The organism is Nitrosopumilus adriaticus (genome assembly GCF_000956175.1).
Classification (GTDB): domain Archaea; phylum Thermoproteota; class Nitrososphaeria; order Nitrososphaerales; family Nitrosopumilaceae; genus Nitrosopumilus; species Nitrosopumilus adriaticus.
Map to the genome: position 1 here is coordinate 583,610 of NZ_CP011070.1, position 23,329 is coordinate 606,938.

At 34.2% G+C, this 23,329-nt stretch carries 34 protein-coding genes; 14 read left to right on the forward strand and 20 right to left on the reverse strand.

Features of this window, described 5'->3' with window-relative positions; translation table 11 throughout:
- Positions 1-19 precede the first annotated feature (19 nt).
- On the forward strand, positions 20-2,059 hold the full coding sequence (locus tag NADRNF5_RS03430) for a sodium-translocating pyrophosphatase (protein WP_048118908.1): 2,040 nt from the start codon (positions 20-22) through the stop codon (positions 2,057-2,059).
- Here NADRNF5_RS03430 and NADRNF5_RS03435 read toward each other — a convergent pair.
- Together NADRNF5_RS03435 and NADRNF5_RS03440 are read right to left on the reverse strand one after the other, a co-directional pair.
- Positions 2,056-2,238: a hypothetical protein gene (locus NADRNF5_RS03435; RefSeq protein ID WP_048115729.1), complete on the reverse strand. Its 183-nt coding sequence runs from the start codon at positions 2,236-2,238 to the stop codon at positions 2,056-2,058. The two genes, NADRNF5_RS03430 and NADRNF5_RS03435, sit on opposite strands and share 4 nt — an antisense overlap.
- A 56-nt stretch (positions 2,239-2,294) precedes the next feature.
- Positions 2,295-2,552 (reverse strand): DUF2024 family protein, encoded by a 258-nt coding sequence (locus tag NADRNF5_RS03440; protein WP_048115731.1) that lies wholly within the window; start codon positions 2,550-2,552, stop codon positions 2,295-2,297.
- 48 nt (positions 2,553-2,600) lie between these two features.
- On the opposite strand from NADRNF5_RS03440, the gene NADRNF5_RS03445 reads away from it, so the two are divergent.
- Positions 2,601-2,993, forward strand: coding sequence for a cyclophilin-like fold protein (locus NADRNF5_RS03445; RefSeq protein ID WP_048115733.1), 393 nt, complete (start codon positions 2,601-2,603; stop codon positions 2,991-2,993).
- Here NADRNF5_RS03445 and NADRNF5_RS03450 read toward each other — a convergent pair.
- Together NADRNF5_RS03450 and NADRNF5_RS03455 are read right to left on the reverse strand one after the other, a co-directional pair.
- Positions 2,990-3,382, reverse strand: a complete 393-nt coding sequence (locus tag NADRNF5_RS03450; protein ID WP_048115734.1) for a M67 family metallopeptidase — start codon at positions 3,380-3,382, stop codon at positions 2,990-2,992. The genes NADRNF5_RS03445 and NADRNF5_RS03450 overlap by 4 nt on opposite strands.
- A 2-nt stretch (positions 3,383-3,384) precedes the next feature.
- Complete coding sequence (locus NADRNF5_RS03455) at positions 3,385-4,476, reverse strand: cupredoxin domain-containing protein (protein WP_048115736.1); 1,092 nt, start codon at positions 4,474-4,476, stop codon at positions 3,385-3,387.
- Between the two features lie 97 nt (positions 4,477-4,573).
- Here NADRNF5_RS03455 and NADRNF5_RS03460 point away from each other — a divergent pair, with 97 nt between their 5' ends.
- The gene (locus tag NADRNF5_RS03460; protein WP_048115738.1) at positions 4,574-5,461 is read left to right on the forward strand and encodes a heme o synthase; all 888 of its coding nucleotides are present in this window, start codon (positions 4,574-4,576) and stop codon (positions 5,459-5,461) included.
- 3 nt (positions 5,462-5,464) lie between these two features.
- On the opposite strand, the gene NADRNF5_RS03465 is transcribed toward NADRNF5_RS03460, so the two are convergent.
- From NADRNF5_RS03465 to NADRNF5_RS03480, 5 genes are read right to left on the reverse strand one after another with little or no spacing between them, the layout of a single operon-like run.
- On the reverse strand, positions 5,465-5,761 hold the full coding sequence (locus tag NADRNF5_RS03465) for a hypothetical protein (RefSeq protein WP_048115740.1): 297 nt from the start codon (positions 5,759-5,761) through the stop codon (positions 5,465-5,467).
- A gap of 2 nt (positions 5,762-5,763) precedes the next feature.
- Positions 5,764-7,932: a CDC48 family AAA ATPase gene (locus NADRNF5_RS03470; RefSeq protein WP_048115742.1), complete on the reverse strand. Its 2,169-nt coding sequence runs from the start codon at positions 7,930-7,932 to the stop codon at positions 5,764-5,766.
- Positions 7,933-7,940: 8 nt separating this feature from the next.
- Entirely contained in the window at positions 7,941-8,222 is a 282-nt protein-coding gene (locus NADRNF5_RS03475) for an elongation factor 1-beta (protein WP_048115745.1), read from the reverse strand.
- Between the two features lie 3 nt (positions 8,223-8,225).
- Positions 8,226-8,405 (reverse strand): zinc finger domain-containing protein, encoded by a 180-nt coding sequence (locus tag NADRNF5_RS10875; RefSeq protein ID WP_082051976.1) that lies wholly within the window; start codon positions 8,403-8,405, stop codon positions 8,226-8,228.
- A gap of 55 nt (positions 8,406-8,460) precedes the next feature.
- The gene (locus NADRNF5_RS03480) at positions 8,461-9,597 is read right to left on the reverse strand and encodes an NAD(P)/FAD-dependent oxidoreductase (RefSeq protein WP_048115748.1); all 1,137 of its coding nucleotides are present in this window, start codon (positions 9,595-9,597) and stop codon (positions 8,461-8,463) included.
- 66 nt (positions 9,598-9,663) lie between these two features.
- On the opposite strand from NADRNF5_RS03480, the gene pth2 reads away from it, so the two are divergent.
- From pth2 to NADRNF5_RS03500, 5 genes are all read left to right on the forward strand, one after another.
- Complete coding sequence (pth2, locus tag NADRNF5_RS03485; protein ID WP_048115750.1) at positions 9,664-10,017, forward strand: peptidyl-tRNA hydrolase Pth2; 354 nt, start codon at positions 9,664-9,666, stop codon at positions 10,015-10,017.
- A 44-nt stretch (positions 10,018-10,061) separates the two neighbouring features.
- Complete coding sequence (locus NADRNF5_RS03490; RefSeq protein WP_048115752.1) at positions 10,062-11,663, forward strand: NHL repeat-containing protein; 1,602 nt, start codon at positions 10,062-10,064, stop codon at positions 11,661-11,663.
- The gene (gene truD / locus NADRNF5_RS11705) at positions 11,660-11,896 is read left to right on the forward strand and encodes a tRNA pseudouridine(13) synthase TruD (protein WP_250634621.1); all 237 of its coding nucleotides are present in this window, start codon (positions 11,660-11,662) and stop codon (positions 11,894-11,896) included. Before NADRNF5_RS03490 ends, truD (NADRNF5_RS11705) begins: the two co-directional genes overlap by 4 nt.
- Positions 11,897-11,925: 29 nt before the next feature.
- A complete protein-coding gene (truD, locus tag NADRNF5_RS03495) occupies positions 11,926-12,855 on the forward strand; it encodes a tRNA pseudouridine(13) synthase TruD (RefSeq protein WP_250634623.1) in 930 nt (309 codons plus the stop codon).
- Between the two features lie 69 nt (positions 12,856-12,924).
- Positions 12,925-13,155 carry an Lrp/AsnC ligand binding domain-containing protein gene (locus tag NADRNF5_RS03500; protein WP_048115754.1) on the forward strand — a complete coding sequence of 77 codons (231 nt, stop codon included), beginning with the start codon at positions 12,925-12,927 and terminating at the stop codon, positions 13,153-13,155.
- Here the strand turns inward: NADRNF5_RS03500 and NADRNF5_RS03505 are convergent.
- Positions 13,152-13,361: a hypothetical protein gene (locus NADRNF5_RS03505; RefSeq protein ID WP_048115756.1), complete on the reverse strand. Its 210-nt coding sequence runs from the start codon at positions 13,359-13,361 to the stop codon at positions 13,152-13,154. The genes NADRNF5_RS03500 and NADRNF5_RS03505 overlap by 4 nt on opposite strands.
- 103 nt (positions 13,362-13,464) lie before the next feature.
- Here NADRNF5_RS03505 and NADRNF5_RS03510 point away from each other — a divergent pair, with 103 nt between their 5' ends.
- Complete coding sequence (locus NADRNF5_RS03510) at positions 13,465-14,151, forward strand: hypothetical protein (RefSeq protein ID WP_048115758.1); 687 nt, start codon at positions 13,465-13,467, stop codon at positions 14,149-14,151.
- Position 14,152: 1 nt separating this feature from the next.
- Here NADRNF5_RS03510 and NADRNF5_RS03515 read toward each other — a convergent pair whose 3' ends face one another.
- The gene (locus tag NADRNF5_RS03515; RefSeq protein WP_048115760.1) at positions 14,153-14,407 is read right to left on the reverse strand and encodes a hypothetical protein; all 255 of its coding nucleotides are present in this window, start codon (positions 14,405-14,407) and stop codon (positions 14,153-14,155) included.
- A 120-nt stretch (positions 14,408-14,527) separates the two neighbouring features.
- On the opposite strand from NADRNF5_RS03515, the gene NADRNF5_RS03520 reads away from it, so the two are divergent.
- Positions 14,528-15,028: a hypothetical protein gene (locus tag NADRNF5_RS03520; RefSeq protein WP_048115765.1), complete on the forward strand. Its 501-nt coding sequence runs from the start codon at positions 14,528-14,530 to the stop codon at positions 15,026-15,028.
- Here NADRNF5_RS03520 and NADRNF5_RS03525 read toward each other — a convergent pair.
- Genes NADRNF5_RS03525 through NADRNF5_RS03530 form a run of 3 tightly spaced genes read right to left on the reverse strand, consistent with a single transcriptional unit; the run spans position 15,018 to position 16,508 of the window.
- Positions 15,018-15,251, reverse strand: a complete 234-nt coding sequence (locus NADRNF5_RS03525; protein WP_048115766.1) for a hypothetical protein — start codon at positions 15,249-15,251, stop codon at positions 15,018-15,020. The genes NADRNF5_RS03520 and NADRNF5_RS03525 overlap by 11 nt on opposite strands.
- A 33-nt stretch (positions 15,252-15,284) precedes the next feature.
- Entirely contained in the window at positions 15,285-15,437 is a 153-nt protein-coding gene (locus tag NADRNF5_RS11285; RefSeq protein WP_192828352.1) for a hypothetical protein, read from the reverse strand.
- A gap of 36 nt (positions 15,438-15,473) precedes the next feature.
- Positions 15,474-16,508 (reverse strand): alcohol dehydrogenase catalytic domain-containing protein, encoded by a 1,035-nt coding sequence (locus NADRNF5_RS03530; protein WP_048115767.1) that lies wholly within the window; start codon positions 16,506-16,508, stop codon positions 15,474-15,476.
- Positions 16,509-16,581: 73 nt separating this feature from the next.
- On the opposite strand from NADRNF5_RS03530, the gene NADRNF5_RS03535 reads away from it, so the two are divergent.
- Positions 16,582-16,815 carry a hypothetical protein gene (locus NADRNF5_RS03535; RefSeq protein ID WP_048115769.1) on the forward strand — a complete coding sequence of 78 codons (234 nt, stop codon included), beginning with the start codon at positions 16,582-16,584 and terminating at the stop codon, positions 16,813-16,815.
- Between the two features lie 43 nt (positions 16,816-16,858).
- A complete protein-coding gene (locus tag NADRNF5_RS03540) occupies positions 16,859-18,886 on the forward strand; it encodes a thioredoxin domain-containing protein (RefSeq protein ID WP_048115771.1) in 2,028 nt (675 codons plus the stop codon).
- Here the strand turns inward: NADRNF5_RS03540 and NADRNF5_RS03545 are convergent.
- Positions 18,883-19,203: a hypothetical protein gene (locus NADRNF5_RS03545; RefSeq protein WP_048118911.1), complete on the reverse strand. Its 321-nt coding sequence runs from the start codon at positions 19,201-19,203 to the stop codon at positions 18,883-18,885. The two genes, NADRNF5_RS03540 and NADRNF5_RS03545, sit on opposite strands and share 4 nt — an antisense overlap.
- Positions 19,204-19,542: 339 nt before the next feature.
- Entirely contained in the window at positions 19,543-19,881 is a 339-nt protein-coding gene (locus NADRNF5_RS03550; RefSeq protein ID WP_048115773.1) for a hypothetical protein, read from the reverse strand.
- Between the two features lie 301 nt (positions 19,882-20,182).
- On the opposite strand from NADRNF5_RS03550, the gene NADRNF5_RS03560 reads away from it, so the two are divergent.
- Entirely contained in the window at positions 20,183-20,641 is a 459-nt protein-coding gene (locus NADRNF5_RS03560; protein WP_048115777.1) for a hypothetical protein, read from the forward strand.
- On the opposite strand, the gene NADRNF5_RS03565 is transcribed toward NADRNF5_RS03560, so the two are convergent.
- Positions 20,601-21,362, reverse strand: a complete 762-nt coding sequence (locus tag NADRNF5_RS03565) for an FxLYD domain-containing protein (RefSeq protein ID WP_048115778.1) — start codon at positions 21,360-21,362, stop codon at positions 20,601-20,603. The two genes, NADRNF5_RS03560 and NADRNF5_RS03565, sit on opposite strands and share 41 nt — an antisense overlap.
- Before the next feature lie 166 nt (positions 21,363-21,528).
- Between NADRNF5_RS03565 and NADRNF5_RS03570 the strand changes: the two genes are divergently transcribed.
- Positions 21,529-21,786, forward strand: coding sequence for a hypothetical protein (locus NADRNF5_RS03570; RefSeq protein ID WP_048115780.1), 258 nt, complete (start codon positions 21,529-21,531; stop codon positions 21,784-21,786).
- Positions 21,787-21,891: 105 nt separating this feature from the next.
- Here NADRNF5_RS03570 and NADRNF5_RS03575 read toward each other — a convergent pair whose 3' ends face one another.
- The 3 genes from NADRNF5_RS03575 to NADRNF5_RS03585 all read right to left on the reverse strand — a co-directional run bounded on the left by NADRNF5_RS03575 (position 21,892) and on the right by NADRNF5_RS03585 (position 23,305).
- Positions 21,892-22,239, reverse strand: a complete 348-nt coding sequence (locus NADRNF5_RS03575) for a hypothetical protein (protein WP_048115782.1) — start codon at positions 22,237-22,239, stop codon at positions 21,892-21,894.
- A gap of 89 nt (positions 22,240-22,328) precedes the next feature.
- On the reverse strand, positions 22,329-23,018 hold the full coding sequence (locus NADRNF5_RS03580) for a YidC/Oxa1 family membrane protein insertase (protein ID WP_048115784.1): 690 nt from the start codon (positions 23,016-23,018) through the stop codon (positions 22,329-22,331).
- Positions 23,015-23,305, reverse strand: a complete 291-nt coding sequence (locus NADRNF5_RS03585; RefSeq protein ID WP_048115786.1) for a hypothetical protein — start codon at positions 23,303-23,305, stop codon at positions 23,015-23,017. The genes NADRNF5_RS03580 and NADRNF5_RS03585 overlap by 4 nt, the downstream gene beginning before the upstream one ends.
- Between the last annotated feature and the right edge of the window lie 24 nt (positions 23,306-23,329).

Below are 23,329 nucleotides of genomic sequence, written 5' to 3' on the forward strand. Positions count from 1 at the left end.
GGCAAAAGCTGAGTATAACATGGAAATTGCTGAAATTCTGCCATTTGTTGCAGGAATTGCATCATTTTTAGTTGCTGGCGGTTTGGTTGCATGGATTACAAAACAACCTGCAGGAACAAAAGAGATGATGGACATCTCAAATGCAGTCAAAGAAGGGGCTGCAGCATTTCTAAAAAGAGAAATGATGATTATTGTTCCAGTAGCCATTGCATTATCGCTTATTATTGCAGTATTTTTGACTCCATCAAATGGAATAGCATTTGCAGTTGGTGCAGCATTATCTGCAGTTGCAGGAATTATCTCATTAAAAATTACAGTAAAAGCAGCAGTAAGGGCTGCAAATCTTAGTAGCAGTGGATTGGGAAAGACATTTGCTATGGCCTTTAGAGGAGGCGCAACAGTCGGTCTTGCAGTTCCTGCAATGGCCTTGATTGCAATTACTGGTCTTTATGTAATTTATCCAGACCCAATTACAATTGCAGGTGTAGGAATTGGCGCCAGTTTAATTGCATTATTCATTAGAATTGGAGGGGGAATTTTCACAAAAGCTGCAGACATGGGTGCAGACTTGGTAGGAAAAGTAGAGGCAAATATTCCTGAAGATGATCCTAGAAACCCTGCAACTATTGCAGACAACGTTGGAGACAATGTTGGTGATGCAGCAGGAATGGGATCTGATGTTTATGAATCATACATTGTTACAATACTTGCAGCATTACTTATTGCAGCATTAATTGGTGCACCAAACTATTTCCTTTATCCTATTCTTATTGGTTCATCTGGAATGATTGCATCAATCATTGGTGTTGTAATTGTTGGCTCAAAAGGAGTAACTGATGTGATGAAGCCACTTAATCGTTCATTTTATGTTTCAGCTGCAATTGCAATTGGACTGAACTATGTCTTTATCACGCAATTCATTGAACAGTCTGCTGCAGGATATGCTTTGTTTGGAACAACCGTAATTGGTGTAATTCTGGTTCCAATAATTCAGAAAATTACAGATTACTATACTAGTTACAAGAAAGCCCCTGTAAAAGAAATTGCAGATTCTGCAAAGTGGGGCTATGCGTCATTAACATTAATGGGAATTATCAAAGGTATGCAATCAACAGGACCATTTATGATTGCCTTGGTTGTTGCAATTATAATATCATACACTATTGCTTCATCAGCTGCGCCTGAAGGAACTGACCCAATACTTTATGGAATCTTTGGAACGTCTCTAACTGCAATGGCAATGCTAAGTCTTGCAGGAATTGTTCTTAGTATTGATGCATTTGGTCCTATTGCAGATAACGCAGGAGGAATTGTAGAGATGACTGGAATGGGAGAAGAAAATCGTAAAGTAACTGATGAGATTGATGCAGTTGGAAATACTACAAAGGCAGTTACAAAGGGATTTGCTATTGCCAGTGCTGCACTAGCTGCCTTGGCCATGATTCAAGCATTCCAATTTGAAGCAGCCCACATCTTTGAAGGCGTTTTGGAATTAGATTATAGCTTAACTAACCCTGCAATCATTGTTGGATTACTCATTGGTGGTTTAATTCCATTTATCATTACAGGTCAATTAATTAATGGTGTCTCAAGGGCTGCAGGAAAAATGGTAGACGAAGTAAGACGACAATTCAAAGCAGATTCTGGAATTCTTGAAGGAACATCAAAACCTGATTATGCTAAATGTGTAGATATTGCAACTGTTGCATCAATTAAAGAACTTTGGAAACCTGCAATCGTTGCAATTCTTGCACCAATAATTTTAGGTATCTTGTTAGGTCCAACCGCAGTTGCAGGATTACTGATGGGTGCAGTTGTTACTGGAATTTTACTGGCATACCACTTGGCAAACACTGGTGGTGCATGGGATAATGCAAAGAAGCTAGTGGAGATGAATGGCGAGAAAGGCTCTGAAGTTCACAAAGTCGCAGTAGTTGGAGACATCATAGGTGATCCTTACAAAGATACTGCAGGACCAGCACTTAACACTGTGATTAAATTACTAAACACAATTGCAATCGTATTTGTATCTGCGTTTGTTGCAATACTTGCAATCTAGTCTTCAATAATTAGTGTCATATCTAATTCATCAATTTGAGCTTGAATTGCTTTTTGTAAAGTTGTATTGTGAGTATCGCAAAATTTGAAATAGTTATCAGCTGTCTGGAAACAACCACAAATCCATTTTGTTTTCTTGTCTCCTTCTACTGTCCACTTTGAATATTTGTGCTCAGACATGATAGATGTAAAATGATAGATCTAAAAAAGTCTTGTAGAAAAAGAGAAAAAAATGTTTAAGGACAGCCTTCCATCTTTTGGATAAAGTAGCCTTTTTCCTTAATTGCCTGCTCAACAGGCTCTGGTGCTCCTTGTGAATGGCAGAATTGACATTCGTTAGTAGTCATCTCTGCTTCTCCTTCACCGATTGATTTTAACCACTCTTTTCCATATGTAATGGCTTTATCGTGATCTTTTTCACCAGTAATTACATCAAAGTGCATGGTATGACCATCTGCTGCTTTGACATAAGTGTCGTATACGTGAATTTCCATATTTGTAATTAAAAAAAGGGATATTTAATTCAAAGATAATCAAAATTCATGAAATATGCAGTTGAGATTAAAATTCCAAACTCTTCAAACATACTTTTAGAATTAGATGATCATAATTCTCCTAAAACTGTCAACGATTTTATCAAAAATTTGCCCTTTACAGTTGATCTTAATGTTTGGGGTGATGAAATCTATACTTCAAAATCTCCAATATCTCAACCTGAAGAAAATTCCAAGTCTCCTGTAGAACTAAATGATGTTGCTTATTGGCCTACAGGAAAAGCAATCTGCCTATTTTATGGTCCTACCCCAATAGGAAAGCCCGGTGAAATTACACCTGCTTCACCTGTAAATGTTATAGGAAAAATCATCTCACCTGACAAGTCAATTCTAAATGCTGTTGATACTGAACGTACAACATTTGTCTTGAAATCTGATTAATTCAATTCAATTGGAATTTCTACAATTTCTGATTCAAGTACAAATGCTCTGAAATTTTTATTGATTCCAGAATAAATTATCCATACCACTGGATTACTTTGCATGAATTTTTTGTCCGTACTTGAAGGAAATGCATCTGAATCTGGGTGTGAATGGAATATTCCGATAACATCAAGTCCTTTCTGTTCTGCAATCTTGTACCCTTCAATTAGTTGATCATTTGAGATTGTAAAATTAACTGGTGACTCTTCAATATTTTCCGTAAGAAACAAGTCTGAGACTATATCATTTTTTCCAAACAAAATTGCACATGACTCGTTAGGTTTTTGGTTTTCTGAATACTCTGATAGAATTTTTTTGTCTGTTTCTGATAAAATAATTTTCTGCAAATCTATTCTACGTTAACTGTTCCAACCATCCATGGATGTAAAATACAATAATAATCATAATTTCCAGCTTCTGCAAATGTAAACTCGTATGAGTCTCCCATAGATAATATATCTGAATCAAATACTCCATCAGCACCTGTTTCAGGATTACCTGAAGTTGAAGTGTGCATTGTACTATCTACATTTTCCCAAACTACTGTAGTTCCAACTGGGATGTTGATTACTTCTGGATCATAATATATCTGCCCTTCTTCTGGTATTGCAGCTCCTTCTGGTATTGTAACTTTGGTTGGTTCCTTTGGTGCTTCAATTATTAATGTTGAAACCATCCATGGATGTACAATACACAGATATTCATATTCGCCAACTTCTAAATTACTAGTATCTAATGTATAGACTTCACCTGCACTAATCAAGCTAGAATCAAATGTTTCTCCAAAGTCTACTGCACTAGTTACAGTATGTGCAACAGAGTCTACGTTTGTCCATTCTATTGTATGTCCTTGTTGGACTATAGCTACATCAGGTTCATAATCTGGTTTACCTTCTTCAGCTGAGCCTTCCAAAATTGCAATTGCAAATATTGGTCCTTTCGCTTCAATTTCTTCAACAGGTTCTTCTACTTCTGCCTGCTGTGGTAACATATACGTGTCAGGACTGACAAATCCAAACGCAATCCACATAATTATTCCAGTGGCTGCTGCCATTCCGACAATTGCACCGATTGGTTTTACAATTGTTGGATGCTTCATTGCAAGATATGCTATAATTATTGCTGGGAATGCTATTGCCATTAAGATTCCTGCAATAGTGATTACATAGTTTGAAGAGTTCATAGTTAATGCAAACATTCCAAATCCCAAAGCAATTGATATAATTACCAAAGTCGTTGCTTTGGCTCTATTACTAGTTGAAACACCTCCATCTAAGATACCTGCAGCTAAGAAAATCAACCCTACAAACATGGTAAGCCCTGTCAAAGCGTGCATTCCATCGATGAACGTATGCGCAATACCTGCATAAGACAAGGTAAGACCAGCTAATCCTATAGCTGTTAGTCCCATTCCAGGCATCATGAGGTCCCAATTACTCATTTAAGATAGCTGATAGAGCTGAGATACTTATTCCTTTTGAAATATGAAGATCACCTAGACGAAGAAATTAAATGGCTTTGGGAGAGGATAGAGTCAATTGGGATTTAATGAAATACTGGAAATATCAAAACCCAGAATTGTTGTACTTTTAGTAATAACTGCAGTTACATCCATGTATGCTGCAAGCAAACTAGTCCCAGGAGCTCCTGATCTTAGTTATTGGTCGTATTTACACATCATAATTGCAGGTGCTCTGGCATCTGCAGGATCTAGCGCTCTCAATCACTATTATGATAAAGACATTGATCCAAAAATGACGCGAACAAGTACTAGGCCAATTCCTTCAGGTCGAATGGCTGCATCAAGTGTTTTGATTTATGGTGTTGTTGTTAGCTGTATTTCTGTAATCTATGGATATTTTGCATTAAATGCAGTATCTGCATTCTTTATTGCAGTTGGAATCTTCTCATATGTGATAATCTATACTGTTTGGCTAAAACGTAGAAATACCTCAAACATTGTAATTGGTGGAATTGCAGGTAGTGCCGCAGCTTGGGCTGGATGGGCAGCAGCTACTGGTAGTATGGATTTGCTAGGATTCTTAGTTGGCTTTTTGGTATTTGTTTGGACACCTTCTCACTTTTGGTGTCTTGCAATGAAAATTAAAGATGAATATGAACAAGCTCAAGTTCCAATGCTTCCCGTTGTAATTGGAATGCAAAAAACATCAAAATTCATTTTAGGAAATACTTTGATTTTAATTCCATACTCATTGATACTTTCAATAATTCCTGATGGAATGGGAATTGTTTATACAATTATTGCAATTGCTTCTGGTGGATTGATGCTTGTATATCACTATAAACTGACAAAGAATCCTACGTCTGACTTTGCTTGGAAAGCATACAAAGTAACTGCACCTTATCTTACAATTATCTTTGTGGCTGTTGCATTAGATGCGGCATTTCATATTCCGTTATTCTAATAATTATTTCTCAAATCCTGGAAAACTTGCTTCATAATCTTTTTCCATCATTTCTTTGTTTTGCTCGTCGATCTTATCTACTTCCTCTTTGATTACTATAGCTTCTATCCTACGCTCATCTTTTGTTATCCATGCAACAGAAATTAATCCTAGAATTTCTAAATCTAAAAGTAGTTTATTGTATTTGTCTTCTGGAATGATTAATCCGTCACTTGTCAGGCTTCTGTAAAGCTCAACATCAGTTAATGATCCAACTTCTTTTACCTTATCATATATTGTATTTCGTAGTGGTATTGCCATTTTTATCCGTAGAATGATTTATCTCCTGTTTTTGGTACTACGTTAGATATACTTTCCTTCACCGTATTATACCACTGATCAACTTCTTTTGTAATTGATGGTCTAATCTGCTTCAAACTATTTGCAAAATGCTGACTGGATATTTTTGATGATTTCTCTCTCATTGCAAGAACTGCAGCTTCTCTACAAAGAGCAGCTAAATCTGCACCCGTGTAGTTTTGAGTGGCAACTGCAATCTCTTGTAATTTCACATCATTTGTCAAAGGCATCTTTTTTGTTAATATTTTGATTATTTCTAATCGTCCTTTTTCGTCTGGAGGTGCAACATAGAGGACTAAATCCAATCTGCCTGTTCTTAACAAAGAATTATCTAATACATCTGGTCTGTTTGTGATTCCAATGACTACAACTCTTGAAGAAATCCCTTCTTCAATTTCTGTTAAAAGTTGACTTAGAATAGTCTCGCCTACTCCTCCCTCCCCTGATTTGAATCGTGCCAAAGAGTCTAACTCATCAAAAATTACAACACATGGTGATGATGCTTTTGCTTTTCTGAAAATCTCTCTGATTGCTTTTTCAGATTCGCCCATCCATTTAGAAAGAATTTCTGGACCTCTAACTAAAATCATATTTGCTCCAGTCTCTGTCGCAAGTGCCCTTCCAAGTAATGTTTTTCCACATCCTGGTGGTCCATAAATCAAAGCTCCTTTTGGAGGTCTGATTCCCATCTTTGTGAATTTACTTGGTTCCTTCATTGCGATAATTAGGTTATCCGTTAATGCTTTTTTGATTTCATCTAATCCTCCTACATCTTGCCACCATACTTTTGGTCTTTCAACATAAAATTCCCTCATTGCAGTAGGCACTACCTCATGCATGGCATCGTAAAAATCCACTAATTTTATCTGCATAGATTGTAGTACTTCAGATGGTATCTTTTCAGTTTCAAGATCAATTTCTGGAAGATACCTCCTGATTGATTTTAGAGCAGCTTCTCTACAAAGTGATTTGATGTCTGCACCTGTATAACCGTGTAACTCTGATGACAAGTCTTTCAAATCAATATCGTCACTTATTGGCATTCCTCTTGTATGGATTTCTAGAATCTCTAACCTCCCATCTTCATTTGGAACTGAGATTTCAAATTCTCTATCGAATCTACCTGGTCTTCTAAGTGCTGGATCCACACTGTCTGGTCTATTTGTTGCACCAAGTACGATTACATTTCCTCTATCTGTAAGTCCATCCATTAATGCTAATAATTGCGCAACAACTCTTTTCTCAACATCTCCGTATGCCTCTTCTCTTTTTGGTGCAATTGCATCAATTTCATCTATGAAAATTATGCTAGGTGAATTGTCTTTTGCTTCTTTGAAAATCTCTCTTAACTTTGCTTCTGTTTCACCATAATATTTGTTCATAATTTCTGGACCATTTATTGAAAACATATTGGCCTCTGATTCGCTTGCCATTACTTTAGCTAGTAATGTTTTTCCACATCCTGGTGGGCCGTAAAGTAGAATTCCACTATGTGGCTCAATTCCTAATCTTGTAAATAATTCTGGATGTTTCAATGGAAGTTCTACAATCTCCCTCATTGCTTTGACTTCGTTTCTTAGACCTCCCACTTCTTCATATGTAACACGTACTTTTCTATCCACAGTAGATTCAGTTGAAATGGAGAGGTTTGTACTACGATCAATTTTTACAACTCCTTTTGGACTGGTCTTTGTAATTTTAAAGTCCATTGAGTTCCCTAAAATCATAACAGATATTTCATCACCATGTGTTATTGGCAATCCTTTCAATCTGTTTTTGACAAAATCAGTAAATTCCTTGTCTACTGTTACTGAATCATTAACTGGTGTAAGTGATACTGCTTTTGCAAATTTTGATGTTACTTTTCTAATTTTTACAAAATCATTTAGTGAACCCCCGACATTTTTTCTTGTTTGCCCATCAATCCTAATAATGTCTGGAAATTTTTCATCTTCATCAACTGGCCAAACAACTGCACAACTTGTTCTTGAACCCATTACTTCGATAATATCTCCTGGTGTAACTCTGAGAAAATCCATAGCTTCGGGACCAATTCGAGCACGTTTTTTACCTACGTCTCTTTGTTTTGCTTCTCCGATTCTCATTTGCAAAGGTTCTTCTTTGCGGGCCAAAAAATCTCCTATTTCATGTCGACTGACATTCGACTCATGTTAAGTACTTCAAATTCACTAACTCCTTCAACAGATCTAACTGCGTCTTCTAATGAATCCATTTGTCCTTCTTCATCTTCTAAAATAAATTCTGCCTTAAGAAATTCTAAGCCGAAAGCCAATGGCTCTTTAGCGTGCCTTTTCATAGAAATTCCTTCTTTTAGTGAACCTTTGATGGTTTCTGCTAATTTGTCAAGATCAATTTCAGTTCCATCCGGAAGAATTTTTGTGATTAGTAGTAATTGAGTCATTTTCTAAGGTCCCTGAAAATTACAAGAGGAACAAGTGTAGTTTCTTGCTGCTTCTCTGCAACTTTGACATCTCCATATTAAATCTGCACCACAATCAGGGCAATTGAATTTTACACATTTATCATTAGGCATAATGGGTCTATGACAACAACTACATGTTGGTAATGAAATCGTAGACGACATATTCCCATTTTTTCTGTAAACATCATTTATACCTTGCTTAGAAATTGAGCATGCTTTAACTCAATAATTTTTTGAGTTCTCCACCAATTAGGGTTTGAGCAGTTTTCAATGAACCTTTGACTCCAAGTAATTTTATAATGGAACCAGTATGAAAATCAAAATCATCTTTCTCTGAAATTTCTTTTGTGATCTCAGGTGTAATTGACTCAAATAATTTATTGATTGTATTGTTATCTATTCTTTCTAAGATTTTTCTTGCAAGTGATTGCTTTTCAAATTCCTTGCCAAACCTATGCATCCATTTCCTTTGATATTCCTCCAGAACTGTTTTATCATTCGTTTCTAAAAATTTTGAAATAGCTTGTCCTGCGTAAACTCCTCCCATACCACTAGTGAATATGCCTCCAGCTGTTGTTGGTTTTGCTTGTCCTGCTGCATCTCCTACAATTACTATTTTTCCTTCAACAAAATTATCAATTGGCCCTTTGATCCAAATTGGTGCAAAAATTTTCCTGATTACTGAAAAGTTTTTTCTCTCCTCTAGAATTTTATCTAGTGTTTCAGCTACGTTGATCCCTCTTCCTGCAACTCCTACTTTTCCTTTACCTTCTCCTGATGGAATGATCCATGCGAAAAACCCTGGGAATTTTTCCTGATCGAAAATTACTTCTACTTTACCTTTCTTTATCCAATTTGAATAGATTTCATATTGAGCAGATGATAAAATACCTGTTCTGTCTTTATGAATTAGCGATGAAACTCCTCTTGCATCAACTAAAATTTTACAATCAATCTTTTCCTCATTTGTTCTAATTCCTGTGTCTGTTATTTCCTGAAAACTTGTTCTGACTTTGATTACTGCTCCGTTCTTCTGAGCTTGAAAAGCAATCTGCTTGTCTAATTCTCTTCTACTAATTTCTACTACTTTTTGATTCTTTGAATTAATTGTAAAACTATTTCCATTAGGTGATGTAATTTCAGCTGAATCTATCATATGTTCAAATGTTTTTCTAAATGGAATGATTCCTAGTTCTTCTAAGCCTGCAATACTAACTAGTCCGCCACAATGCTCTGGAGTGCCAATTTCATAATCTTCTTCAATTACTAGAACTGAAAACCCTTTTGAAGCGATTTCTCTTGCACACAATAACCCTGCAACACTTCCACCTGCAACAACTACATCAAAGTACACATATTTCGTTTCTTTGTCAATTATTTAATTCAAAAGTTTTTCATTAAGCCTGTATTTGATTAGATCATGGGTGACATTAAACAAGTAATTATTGTAAGAACTGATCTAAAAATGGGTAAGGGAAAGATAGCTGCGCAAGTAGGACACGCTTGTGTACTTGGTGCAGAACATGTAAGAAAATCTCATCCTGAATGGTATCAGGAATGGTGGGGAGGTCAAGAAAAGGTTGTAGTCAAAGTCTCTGGAATTAAAGAATTACAAGAAGTAAAAAGACATGCTATTGATTTGAATCTTCCATGGTCTGAAGTTACTGATGCTGGACATACCCAGATTGCACCTGGAACAACTACATGCATTTCAATTGGACCTGCTCCTGAAAATTTAATTGATAAAATAACTTCTGAACTAAAATTACTATGATATACTTGGAATAAGATATAACGAGGCTTGATTTTTTTAAAGACATGAAGAAAAAAGCAGTAATGGTTACAGTATTTTTTGGATTTATTTTATTATCATCTACTATTATGATTACTCTCCCAGGAATCATGCCTCCAAGTGATGAAACTGAAATGACTGTTACTGGTACTCCTGCAGATAATTTTCCAGATGATCAACGTGCTCAGTTCTGTGGTTCAAGCACTCCAAAATCCACTGCTTTCATTCAAGAGTATTCTATCCCAACATTATGTACTAATCCTTTAGCTATTGTAGCTGATTATGATGGAAATGTTTGGTTCACTGAAACAAACACTGGTAATTTGGCAAAATTTGATCCTAGAACTGAAACATTTACTGAATATGAAAATCCTTCATGGCCACCTGGTGGACGCTCTATGATGTGGGGAATAGATTACGCACCTGACGGAACTGTTTGGTATACTGATGAAACATATGATTCTGTTTGGAAATTTTCAACTCTTGATGAAACGTATAGTAGACTATCTTATCCGTCTGAAGGAGATTCATTGCCTCAAAAACTTCAAATTCATGGTTCTCAAATTATAGTAAATGATTTTACTGGAAATAAAATTACCTTCTTAGATCCAAATCAATCTGAAGAAGATGTCAATTATCTAAGTATTCCTTCCCCTGTCGATGATTCTGTAACTGCTGATTTTGCAGTTGATGCAGATGATAATGTTTGGTTCACAAATTGGTTATTCCAACAAGGAGGTGTTTTAGTAAAGTTTGATCAAAATGCATATTTTGATTCTGTTTCAAATTCTGGTGAAAACTATCTTCCGCTACTTGACTTTATTGAAATATACCAACTACCTCCAGAATTACTTACGCCAAATGGCTCAGTTGTTTCTAATGATGGAACAATCTGGTTGGCCGATACCACTACGTCGTACTTTTTTAATTTTGATCCTGTGACTGAAAAATTCACCCAATACGTTACATCTGACCCATTGCCTAGCACATATGGTAACCAAACTGGAATTGTAAAGACTCCGATATCTAGACCATATTGGATTGAAACTGATGAACAGGATAGAATTGTCTTTAATGCACAAACTGCAAATAACATATCTGTCATGGATCCAAAATCTCAAACGCTAGTGGAATACCATGTTCCATCAAAAAATCCTAATTGGGGTGACTGTGATCCTGGAACTGGTTTAATGCTAGCTGATTGCGGTTTGGCTCAAATCTTTGATTTTACAATAGATGGTGAAAAAATTTGGTTTACTGAATGGGTTGAAAATAATATAGGCGTAGTTGATACTTCGGTTCCATTACCTATAGAAATTCAATTTGAATCCAATTCTATTGATCTTGCACCAGGTGGTAAAAAACATTTCAACTTTATCGTTTCCCCAAAGTCTCAAAATGATTTGATGGGTGTTTCATTAGTAATGTCTACTACTCATGATTTTCTAAATGTTGAACTTGAAAACCATTCTCCTAAAACATTTCAACTAGATTCTGATGGACCACGTCCAATTCATACTTCTATTATTGCCTCAGAGGATGCAGTTCCTGGAACTTACAAAATTCTCCTTGGTGCACAATCTACTGATGTGGCAGTCAGCAAATTTGTTACAGTGAAAATAGAGTGATACCAAATCTAGATTCAGAAATTGGTATTTCTGTTTACAGCACAACTTTTCCTGGAATCGGTGGAAAAATCAGAGTAGTTCCTGAAGATTTTATCGTCACAGAAATAATTTCAGATAAAACAAAAAACTCTGTAAGTGATCAAGAAGGATATGCTGTATACAAACTAAAAAAGAAAAAAATCGATACCAATCATGCATTATCTGGCATTTTTAAAAAAAAGGCATTCGATTAAAATCCCTTGGACTAAAGGATTCATCTGCAATCACTGAACAATTTGTTTGCTCTGGAAATAAAGGAAAAGCGATAGAAAATTTCTCAACCGAAAAATACTCGTTGGAAAATATTGGCTATGTAAAAAAACCCTTGTCGAAAAAAGACATGATTGGCAATCATTTTAAAATTCAAATTTCTGACTGCTCTGATGGTTTGTCAGAATTTATAGAATATGACCATGTCTTGAATTTTTATGGTTATCAGCGCTTTGGCTCAAAAAGACCTGTTACCCATCTAATTGGTAAGGCTATTTTACAGCGAGATTTCAAAAAAGCAGTAGATCTTATCTTATCTTTTACTTCTACGTATGATTCAAAAGAAAATATTGAAATTCGTGAAAAACTATCTGATAAGGAAAATTATGAAAAATATTTTGATCAAGTTCCAATCCAAATGGATATTGAGCGAATTGTTCTAAAGGAAATGATTGAACATGACGAACACATTCGTGCCATTCGGGCTATTCCTTTATCATTAAGACGATTTTATATTCAGGCATACCAATCTTTTATTTTTAATCAGTCTCTAAGTTTATCTTTTGAGGATGGTGAAAATCTTTTTGAGGCTCAATCAAGTGATGTTTGCTTTGATTACAATGGCATCATTGGAAAATATGTAAAAGGTTTGGATCAAAGATTGGCACTACCTTTTGTTGGGTATTCATATTACAAAAAAACAAGATTTGATTATCAAATATCAAAAATCCTAAAGCAAGAAGAGATTACACCAAAAGATTTTTTCATCAAGGAGATGCAAGAGGTGAGCAGTGAAGGTGGATTCAGGCAAGCTGCAATTCATTGTTTTAATTATACATCAAAACAAAATACTGTAGAGTTTTCATTATCTAGAGGTATGTTTGCAACAATTTTGTTAAGGGAGATCATGAAACCTGAAGATCCAATGTTGGCAGGTTTCTGAGATCATTTTTAGAAAGATATTTGCTTAGATGTCTTTAAGTTGGTGTTTTTTTAACAAAATTTGATCTAGATGGAAAAAGCATACATGCTAATTAGTTGTGAAATAGGGGAAGAGCAATCCCTTTCTACTCAATTAAAAAAAATACCTGAGGTGAAAAACTGTCTGATAACTTATGGTAGTTATGATGTTGTGGCAGAATTTGTTACAGATACTCCTGCACAAATGAATGAGATAATTTCTGCCAAGATTAGAAAACTACCAAAAATTCGAAGCACAATAACATTACGTGTTACAAACTAATCTTTTTTCAGTACGAAGATTGCTGTCCCTATTCCTATTACAATTAATCCTATTATTGCAATTTGAATGCCATAGGTTATCCAATCAGGATTTGAATACATGAATGATGATTCAGGGCCTACCACGGATTGCCCTTGAAGATGAAAAATAATGCCAAACAATCCAATAATTGCTCCTACTATTATGATGGAAATCCACTTTTTCATAAAATATCTAAAGTTTTAGTGCTAAAAAGGGTAAAGAGAATTGATAATTTGACCAAATGATTTTTCGATTTGCTCTTTAATTACATCCCTAAGAGTTGATAAAATGTACGAATGGGATACGACCTATGAGTCGCACGGCCACAAATATGTGGGTTTGATATTATTTGCATCTTCAGCATCTCTGGCAATTCTCTTGTTTCTAATTTTTCATCCACAAATTGAATCTATCAATAAAGAATCCCCTATTTTGATAAATATCATGTTTCTTCCAGCCATGGCAATTGGATTTCTTTATGGTGTGAGGATTACAGAAAGGGCTGTACGTCCTTCAGAAATACGTAGTGCGTTTAAAAGATCCATTGTAAAAATATTCTTGTTCTTTTTTGTTATAGGTGGCATGTTCAGTGCTGTGAACTTTGCAATTAATGGCGGAAGTGTGATGCCAGAAGTTTCAATTTTAGATGATGGACTTTTACCATGGGTAAATGAATTTGTAACTGCAAATGGCGGTGCAACATTTCTGATAATCACTAGTATTACATTGATGGCTTCTGCAACTAAAAGAATTGTTGGAATGAATTCTGGGTTTTTGAATAGAATGGTGACCTTTGTTGGAACCTTTGTGTTTATGACAATTCTTGTTTTGAGTTTCACTAAATCTGATCCAACCTCTTCTGGAGTCTTCTTGTATACATTTTATCAAGCAGGAATAGTTGGTGGAGCATTTTATGCTATGAATAAACTGACAAAAAATCAAAACATGCTAGAAGATTTTACTAATGGTTACTGAGTTATTCCCACTTTACTGGGTCTACATAAATTCCTGAGATTTCATTGTTAATTCTATCTCTGTATTTTACACAATCATCTGGTACAAAATCATTTAATTTACATTCATTGAAATGTGCTGTGGCATCTCTTTGAATGTTATCTGCAAAAAGTACATCATCTGCCATAAATAATGCCAAAAGACCTACAACTGCAAGACTTGCTGAAACTAAAATCATTGAATAACCAACTTGGGCATAATTGTGAGGTTCTTTCATTTACTAAAAATCAAAAACTCTTGAATTTAATCTTTTCAAGTTATGATTTTGCGATCAATTTCTTAGAACTAGGGTATTTTTTGGGAAAAAAAGAAAAGAAAGTACTCTAAAAGTTCTACATTGAGCATTCAAATTCTCCAGTATGAGTTTCTAGGTCCAATCCCTCTTGATGATTGGGGACCACCAATGGAAAAATTGGTCTATCTAATCCTTTCAAAAGATCAGGACAAATTCAATGTTCTCTATATTGGTGACTGTGAGAAGACTGATGACAAGTCCTTTTTTGTACAGCACAAAGATTTCAAATGCTGGGTTCAGAAATCAGGCTCTGAAAAATCACTTTACCTTGCAATATTGCCTATGTTTGAATCAAGTAAGGATTACAGACAAAGTGTTTACAATAAAATACTTTCAAGATACAAACCACCATGCAATTCTGAAAATACTGTAAAACCAGAGCCCACTTATACTGTTAGAAATTCTGAAGAATCGAATGAAAAACCACAAAAAATTTCTTGTCTATGTTGTGGTTCGGAAATGAAGGCAGAACAAATCCTTGAAAAATCCACCGTTTATCGATGTACTAGCTGTGGGTTGAGTGACACAAAACTTAACTCTTAACTTTATTTTGCACATCAAACAATTGCAGAGTTAGCAAATCAATAGCCTTTTTCAAATGCTGAAATTCATTGATTGAATGCATTTGCCCTTCTACTAGAGCCCTCATTATTTTAATTGAATTTTTTTGATAATCATCTGATGCAACAATTTCCATTGCATTTATTTTTGATAATAAATTGTCTAATTCTTTAATCATTTCATCTGATGGTTTATGTTTGTCCATGAATACTGTAAATTGATTTTACTATATGAATTGTTACAACAAATCTTCATCGATTTCTTGAATTGGATCCAAGTATTGCTGACATGTGCATGTGGGAATTTGACATTTGCCGACTTTGATTATAGAATTACTCTCCTCGTTTGGTGAATGTGCTTCATCAGTATGATGGCATCTATTGCAATTCATATCCAAATTCAGATTTTCCGATATTTAATCTGCAAGTTATGGTATTAAGACTGCTCGAGCTTCAATTTCGGAATTTTTTAATTTTTTTAGTACTTCATTTGCACTTTCTAATGGGAACGCTTGGGAAATCACCTCAATATTATTCTCATTGCATATTTTGATTACCTGCTCCATATCTTTTGTAGAACCAATCAAAGTTCCTCTAATTGTTTTTTCCTCAAATGCCATGAATGAAGGATTTTCTCCAACCGTTGCAATTACGATTAATCCCCCTTTTTTTACTGATTTTATTGCAGTGTCTGTAACTATGTCTGCAGGCGCAAAAACTATTGCAGCATCTAACATCCCATGTTTTTCTTTTACTTTGTCGAGAAATTCATCTTGATTTTCTGAAAATGTCATTGAATCAACTGCACCCAATCTTTTTGCAACATCAAGATGCTTCTGTGTTCTAGAAAATGCAATGACATCACAATTTTCAACTTTAGCAAACTGTATGGCCATATGTCCAACTCCTCCAATTCCAAAAATTCCAATTTTTTTATGTAATTTTGGTTCTACTGCTTTGACTGCCTTGTATGCTGTAATGCCTGCACAAAACAACGGTGCAGCATATTCTGATTTCATATTATCTGGAACTTTTGTAGCAAAATCTTCTGTAACTGTGATAAATTCTGTATAGCCACCTTTGAATGACTCTCCAGTAATTATTGATGATTCACAAAGATACTCTTTACCTTCTTTACAATATTGACAGTCTTTACATGCCTCTAATAGTGGGGTGATTCCTGCCCTGTCTCCTACTTTGAATTTGGAAACTGAATCACCTATTTGAACAACTTTACCAACAAGCTCATGACCTGGAACTGTCGGAAGATTTGGTGGTATACCAATATCCTTCCAATCTCCTTCAATTCCGTGAAGTTGAGAATGACAAACTCCACATGCTTCAATTTTTAAGAGAATTTCATTTGGTCTTTGAATTTGATGCTTATCAATCTCAGTTAATTTTAATGGATTTGTTTCAATTTTGGCACATTCAGATAGTACCATGGCACGCATTTTTTCCATATAATGGAGCATAAAGCATGAAATTTTAAGATTCGCTCATTAGAAAAATAAAGGACTAAAATTCAGATGAATCATGGCTGAAATTACTGATGAGGATCGTGAGAGGGTAAAACTATTGCAGCAAATCACAGCATCTAAAAATGAATTTAAGAAATTATCCTTAGAGCAATTACAGCGATTACAAGAATTAGTTGAAAAAAAAGATTACAGTCATGATAAAAAGGCTCATAAATCAAAAATGAAATTGCTTGGAAAAATTAATGTTAGAATTTATGAATTAACTGAAGGCAGAGGCATTTGGGGCTAGTATATCCAATTAAGTACTAATATTGAAATGACTTTGATTAAACGTGGCAGAAAATAATCTTATTCATGAGAGTAGTCCCTATTTGCTTCAACATGCACATAATCCCGTTGAATGGTATGGCTGGAATGAAACTGCATTAAAAAAAGCAAAAGATGAAAACAAACCAATTTTTCTGAGTATTGGGTATAGCTCATGCCATTGGTGTCATGTAATGGCACATGAGTCCTTTGAAAATGAAGATATTGCAAAATTCATGAATGAAAATTTTGTAAACATCAAGGTTGATAGAGAAGAAAGACCTGACATTGATGATATTTATCAAAAAGTTTGTCAAATAGCAACTGGTCAAGGTGGTTGGCCTTTGAGTATTTTTCTTACGCCTGATCAAAAGCCATTCTATGTTGGCACTTACTTCCCTGTTTTGGATTCTTATGGACGACCAGGATTTGGAAGTATTTGCAGACAGCTATCACAGGCATGGAAGGAAAAACCAAAAGACATTGAAAAATCAGCCGAAAAATTCCTTGATGCACTTCAAAAAACAGAAACAACTGCAGTTCATACAAAATTAGAACGATCAATTCTAGATGAAGCTGCTATGAATTTATTTCAAATTGGTGATCCGACATATGGTGGATTTGGCTCTGCACCAAAGTTCCCAAATGCTGCAAATATTTCATTTCTATTTCGCTATGCAAAACTTTCAGGTCTATCGAAATTCAATGAGTTTTCCCTCAAAACACTCAAGAAAATGGCAAAGGGCGGAATTTTTGATCAAATAGGTGGTGGTTTTTCTAGATATTCTACAGATGCAAAGTGGCTTGTTCCTCATTTTGAAAAAATGCTTTATGACAATGCATTGGTATCTGTTAATTATGCTGAGGCATATCAAATTACAAAAGATCCTTTTTATCTTGATGTGATGAAAAAAACACTTGATTTTGTATTACGTGAAATGACTTCTCCTGAAGGTGGATTCTATTCTGCATATGATGCAGATTCTGAAGGTGTTGAAGGAAAATTCTATGTTTGGAAGAAAAGTGAAATTAAAGAAATTCTAGGTAACGATGCTGATCTATTTTGTCTTTACTTTGATGTCACTGATGGTGGCAATTGGGAAGGAAATAATATTCTGTGCAATAACCTTAATCTCTCAACTGTTGCATTTAATTTTGGAGTAACTGAGCAAAAAGCTCAAGAAATAATTAATTCATGTTCTGAAAAATTATTAAAAGTTCGTTCAACGCGAATTCCACCAGGCTTAGATGATAAAATTTTGGTCTCTTGGAATTCTTTGATGATTACGGCATTTGCGAAAGGATATCGTGTTACAAATGATACACGATATCTTGATGCTGCAAAAAACTGCATTTCTTTTATTGAAAATAATCTTTTTGAAAATGATAAATTATTACGTACTTATAAAAATGGATCCGCAAAAATTGATGGATATCTGGAAGATTATTCCTATTTTGTAAATGCACTACTGGATGTATTTGAAATTGAACCTGAAAAAAAATATCTTGATTTGGCTTTAAAATTGGGTGTTCATCTGGTAGATCATTTTTGGGATTCAGACACTAGCAGCTTCTTTATGACTTCTGATAATCACGAAAAATTAATTATTCGACCAAAGAGCAACTATGATTTGTCATTGCCCTCTGGAAACTCTGTTTCTGCTTTTGTAATGCTAAGATTATTTCATCTTTCTCAAAAACAGAATTTTCTAGAAATTTCAACAAAAATAATGGAATCTCAGGCACAGATGGCAGCAGAAAACCCTTTCGGATTTGGATATTTACTCAATACTATTTTTAACTATGTGCAGAAACCATTGGAAATAACAATTGTTAATACTGAAAATTACGAGTTATGTCATTCTATTGTAACTGATTATCTGCCTAATTCATTTATTGTAACTATTCAAAATTCTACACAATTGGATGGCTTATCTGATTTTCCATTTTTTGCTGGAAAAACTTTTGAGGATAAAACTACTATTTTTGTTTGTAAAGATTTTTCTTGCTCATTGCCATTACATACATTAGATGAAATAAATTCACATCTTTAGATTTTTTTTAAATTTACATCAATTGTACTTCCAACTTGAGGTCTTCCCATGTTATCGTATCTTGATTTTGGCATAGCTATTGTAATTTGTGTTTGTTGATATGATTTTATATTGACTGTGGGTTGAGCTTGTAAAATAGCTTCAAGTAATGGCATTACTTGTTCTTTTGTTTCAGCATCAAGTCTTTTTGAAACATTTTCTATAATCATTTGTTTTTGTGATATTGGTTCTGTTGAAACATTTTCTACTAGTGTTAATTGGATCATCTGCCCATTATCTACTATCTGTGTTATTTTGAATTCGTTTGTTGCTGACAATGATTTGTTTAGTATTTTTGATGATTTATCTTTACCGAATTGCAAAATATAGTGCAATTACTGCAGTTGCCACAGCTGCACTTACACCTAACCCGAAGATGATTTTACTACCGTCGACATTCATATTTTTATTTTATTTATTCGGAATTAAACTGTACTGGTTTTTCTTTTTTCTGATTAACCCACTAATGATTTCTACGTAAGTGTTTTAATAGAAAAATTCTATTTTTTATTATTACAAGCCAAAAAAACTGTGTCCATACCCTCTACGCGGAAACCCTTTCTAACAGAGGAGTCACGAAAGAGTGCCTAATCAGGCACTCTTTCACATCAATATTACTATTCTTTGAAAATAGAATCTTCATTTCCATCTGCCTCTTTTTTATTGGTTTCAAATCTATGAGGTTCCAAAATAGATTTTTTGATTAGTGGGGCACGCTCTTTGATGATCTGATTGAATTCTTTCATATCTTCCAAACTTGGTGACTGTTGTTGATTTTGATATGCCTGTAAAAACCCTGAATAAACACATCCAGTAATAATGCCAAATGCAGTATCGGGAACAGATCCTATTTCTGGTACAAAATTCTCTGCAATTTGCCTATATGACTCAGATTCATTAATGTAATAGTCGATCAAACTATCGATAAAATCTTTGTTCTCTTTAGAAATTGTCATGATTTTTTCTCTATTTCCTAGTTTATTTAATTGTCTTTGAATTGATTTTTCTCTATTTGCAAAATTACCTTAATTGACTATCTGCCTGTGACGTAAGAAATATACAAAATTGATGAGACAATTAGAGATGCAGATAGGATTAATGCTAACTCTTTTTTTGAAAAAACACTTGCTCTAAAACTCATAATATCGCTGAAATGATTATGAATAAAGCCTTGAAAAACTACTCTGACTAAAATTTTAACAAATTGTACCAATTGTCTTTGATTAATCGTTTATTTATTCATAAATTATTTTTTAGATGTTGTGGAAATTAGAATCTGACGAAGACTTTTTTCGAATATATGATTCAAAAAAAATGGTGGCAGGATACTTTGATCCAGACTATGGAAACATTTTCCCAAAAGCGAACTCTGAAGAAATTATTTCATCCATGCTAAAAAATCATGATAAAATTTTAGGTGGTATTGTGATGGTCCCTCTAGTTAAATTTGGTTTATTTGATTCTGATTTGGATACTGATATTTCTAAAGTAGAAGAAAATGTAACTAGGGTTAATGAGCATTTGCAAAAATGGAAGAATTTTTTATCTCAAACTAATAAAGAAAAGCACTCAATTAGAATATCCCATACAGATCAAGATATGCTTACAATAACTTTTGAAGTGAAGTTTTCAAAACCTACTCCTCTTGAAAAAAAACACCTAGCGGAAGAACTCTCTACGACTTTAGATTTGTTGCAGAAATTAGATTTGTTATGATTTTACCTGAAAATCTCGTAATTCCAATATATGCTGATAGTGTTATTGCTAGTAAAACAAGTGTGCTTATGGGAAATTCTGGAACCGCTGCATACTCTTCTGATTCAGCAATCAATGTGTATTCTTTTATCTGACTATTTTGAATTTTATCGGGAATTGTAACCAAAAAGAAGGCATTGTCATTTACCCCTAAATAGTCTGGTTCTGGATGGATTCTGGAGACTCCTGCCACATTTCCTTCAACATCATAAAGAGTTGCAATGATTGCTACCGTATTTGCTGTAATGTAGCCATTGTTCTTGACAACACCAGTAATGATTAGGTTATTGTGATTGTCTGTTGATAATTCTGATTCAGTAATATCTATCACCTGACTTTTTGGATGACTCAACTCATAATCTAAATTCAATGAATATGATTTAGTATCTTTTGCTTCATTACTTGGCAATATCAGTTCAAATGGTCCCTTCATTCCTGGCATGATTGTATTTACTAAAGAATTCACTTCTTTTACTAAAATTTGATTTTTATTTTCATCAAATAATGTTATTATCACATTGATTTGGCTTAGGGGGACCTTGAGATTATTTGTTATCTCCCCAACAACGTGGAGAGATTTGTCGTCTCCAATAAACTGCTGATCATTTTCAATAAATACTTCTCCAAATACAGGTGTAATAATTCCTGTAATTAGAAATATGATGATAAAAACCTGTTCCATGTTTTGGTTTGTTTGAATTCTTTAAAGAAGTTTTATCTTTCATATCTTGTTCCTTTTTTGCCTACATGCATAATTGTGATAAATCAACTCAAGAGAGAATTATCTTAGAAAACTGGTCTTTTTAAAAATCTTATTAATGAGAATCGAGTATAAACTATTAGAAAATATGGCTAAAATAAAAGTACGATCTGGTAGAGGAACAGGAACTATTGAAGTTGATGAGGATGCCAGTAAATGGTCAGGCTCTGATTTCAAAAAAATTCAAGCTGCAAGAAAAGAAGCCTCAAAAGACAAGTATGTAACTGTTGGAAGAGGAACTGGAAAAATAAAATTTGGTGATATTGCATCTACCAAAACCACTGACACAAAAGGCATGTGGGTTAGTTCTGGTAGAGGAACCGGAAGACGACAACTCAAAAAGTAAACTGAAAATTAAATTACAATTAATATTTTTTTAAGTAGCCTAAATAATTTTAGCATTAATTAATATGTAAATAAAAAAATAATAGAAAAAATGAAATTGTTGAGGTTACTTGAATGAGCGCACCTTTCGAACAACTTTGTTATGATCTAAGGAAGCAGTAGTAGTCACATACAAAATATGATTCTTTCCTGCAGGAATGACTATTCTCTTTACTTTGTCATATTCTGCAACAACATATTTGCATGCACCTAGTGTTTTCAATAGTTTTTTTCTTTGCTTCCAATCATATGCTGCAGCCTTCAATGATGCCAAACTCTGCTTCTTTGTCACCAAAATGCTTACTTTCTTTGAACGTGCTGAATAAACCAGTTTTCCATTTAGATCGCATACAGTCACTACTCTAACTGATGGACTAAGTTTCAATAGTTTTTCAACAGCCACTTCAATTTCCATAATAATACCAAAACATTCTAGATGATAAAATTTACTAAAATATTTTTAAAAGATTTCATTGTTTTGTGATGATAAAATTTTTTTCCTTATTAGGGTAAATGTTCAATTTTCCATTTTTTGGCCTCATTTGTACAGTTGAACCATTCGATTTCTATCTGCTCTGAATCAAATTCTCCTAGCTCATTTCTAAATTGATTGTCGCATTGTTTTTTCATATTTTCAGAAATTTGTATTACTTTTTGTGTCAGTCCTGTTTGTGGTGCTTCAAATTTTTCTGGTTCATCATAGTTTTTGACACCCGTTTTAGCAGAATAAAATTCAACCAAGCCCAGCATCTCATATTCTAGTGATTCCTGAATTTGGGTATCTGAGCGAATTTTAGCTGATTCATCCCCTGTTTTTATCCATTTGATAAACTCTGTATCACTATCTAGTTGAGCCTGGGATGATAATTTCAATAGCTCTACTGACCCCTTGAAAATCTCTGGAGGTGATAAATCATCATATTTAGAAATTATTACTTCAAAATCTTGTAAATGCTTTTCATAAAATTCTAACAATTCTTCTTTTGTCATATCGCCTTCTTCCCATCGTGTTTTTTCAGAATAGAATTTTGTTTGCAATTCTTTAACCTCCTCTTGAATTTGTTCAAGCTCTATTCCGAATTGAAGACCTTTCTGTTTGGTTTGGTCTACAGAAAAATTGTATACTATAATAGCGCCAATTATTGTAACTGCTATTATCCCAATTGTGATATTTTGTATTTTCTTTTTCTTCAAAGATAATCTATGTAATTCCCATCTTCATCTAACTTTAATTCTACTGTAAATTCTGTACCGCTGATAAACGAATCATTTCTGGTTGTTCTAACTCTTCCAATAACTAATTCATATGGCCAAATCTCAACAACTATTGCCCCAACTTTGGCTTTTGGAGTTTCAGTAATCTCCATATCTTCTCGTTTAACTCCATGTCTTTCTAGCATATGGATGGCGTGATCTAATAGTGGTTTTGGATTATTATAATTTAATACCCAAACTGGAGCTTCATAATCAATTTTTTGCAATTTGAAACAATTCCAATATGACTC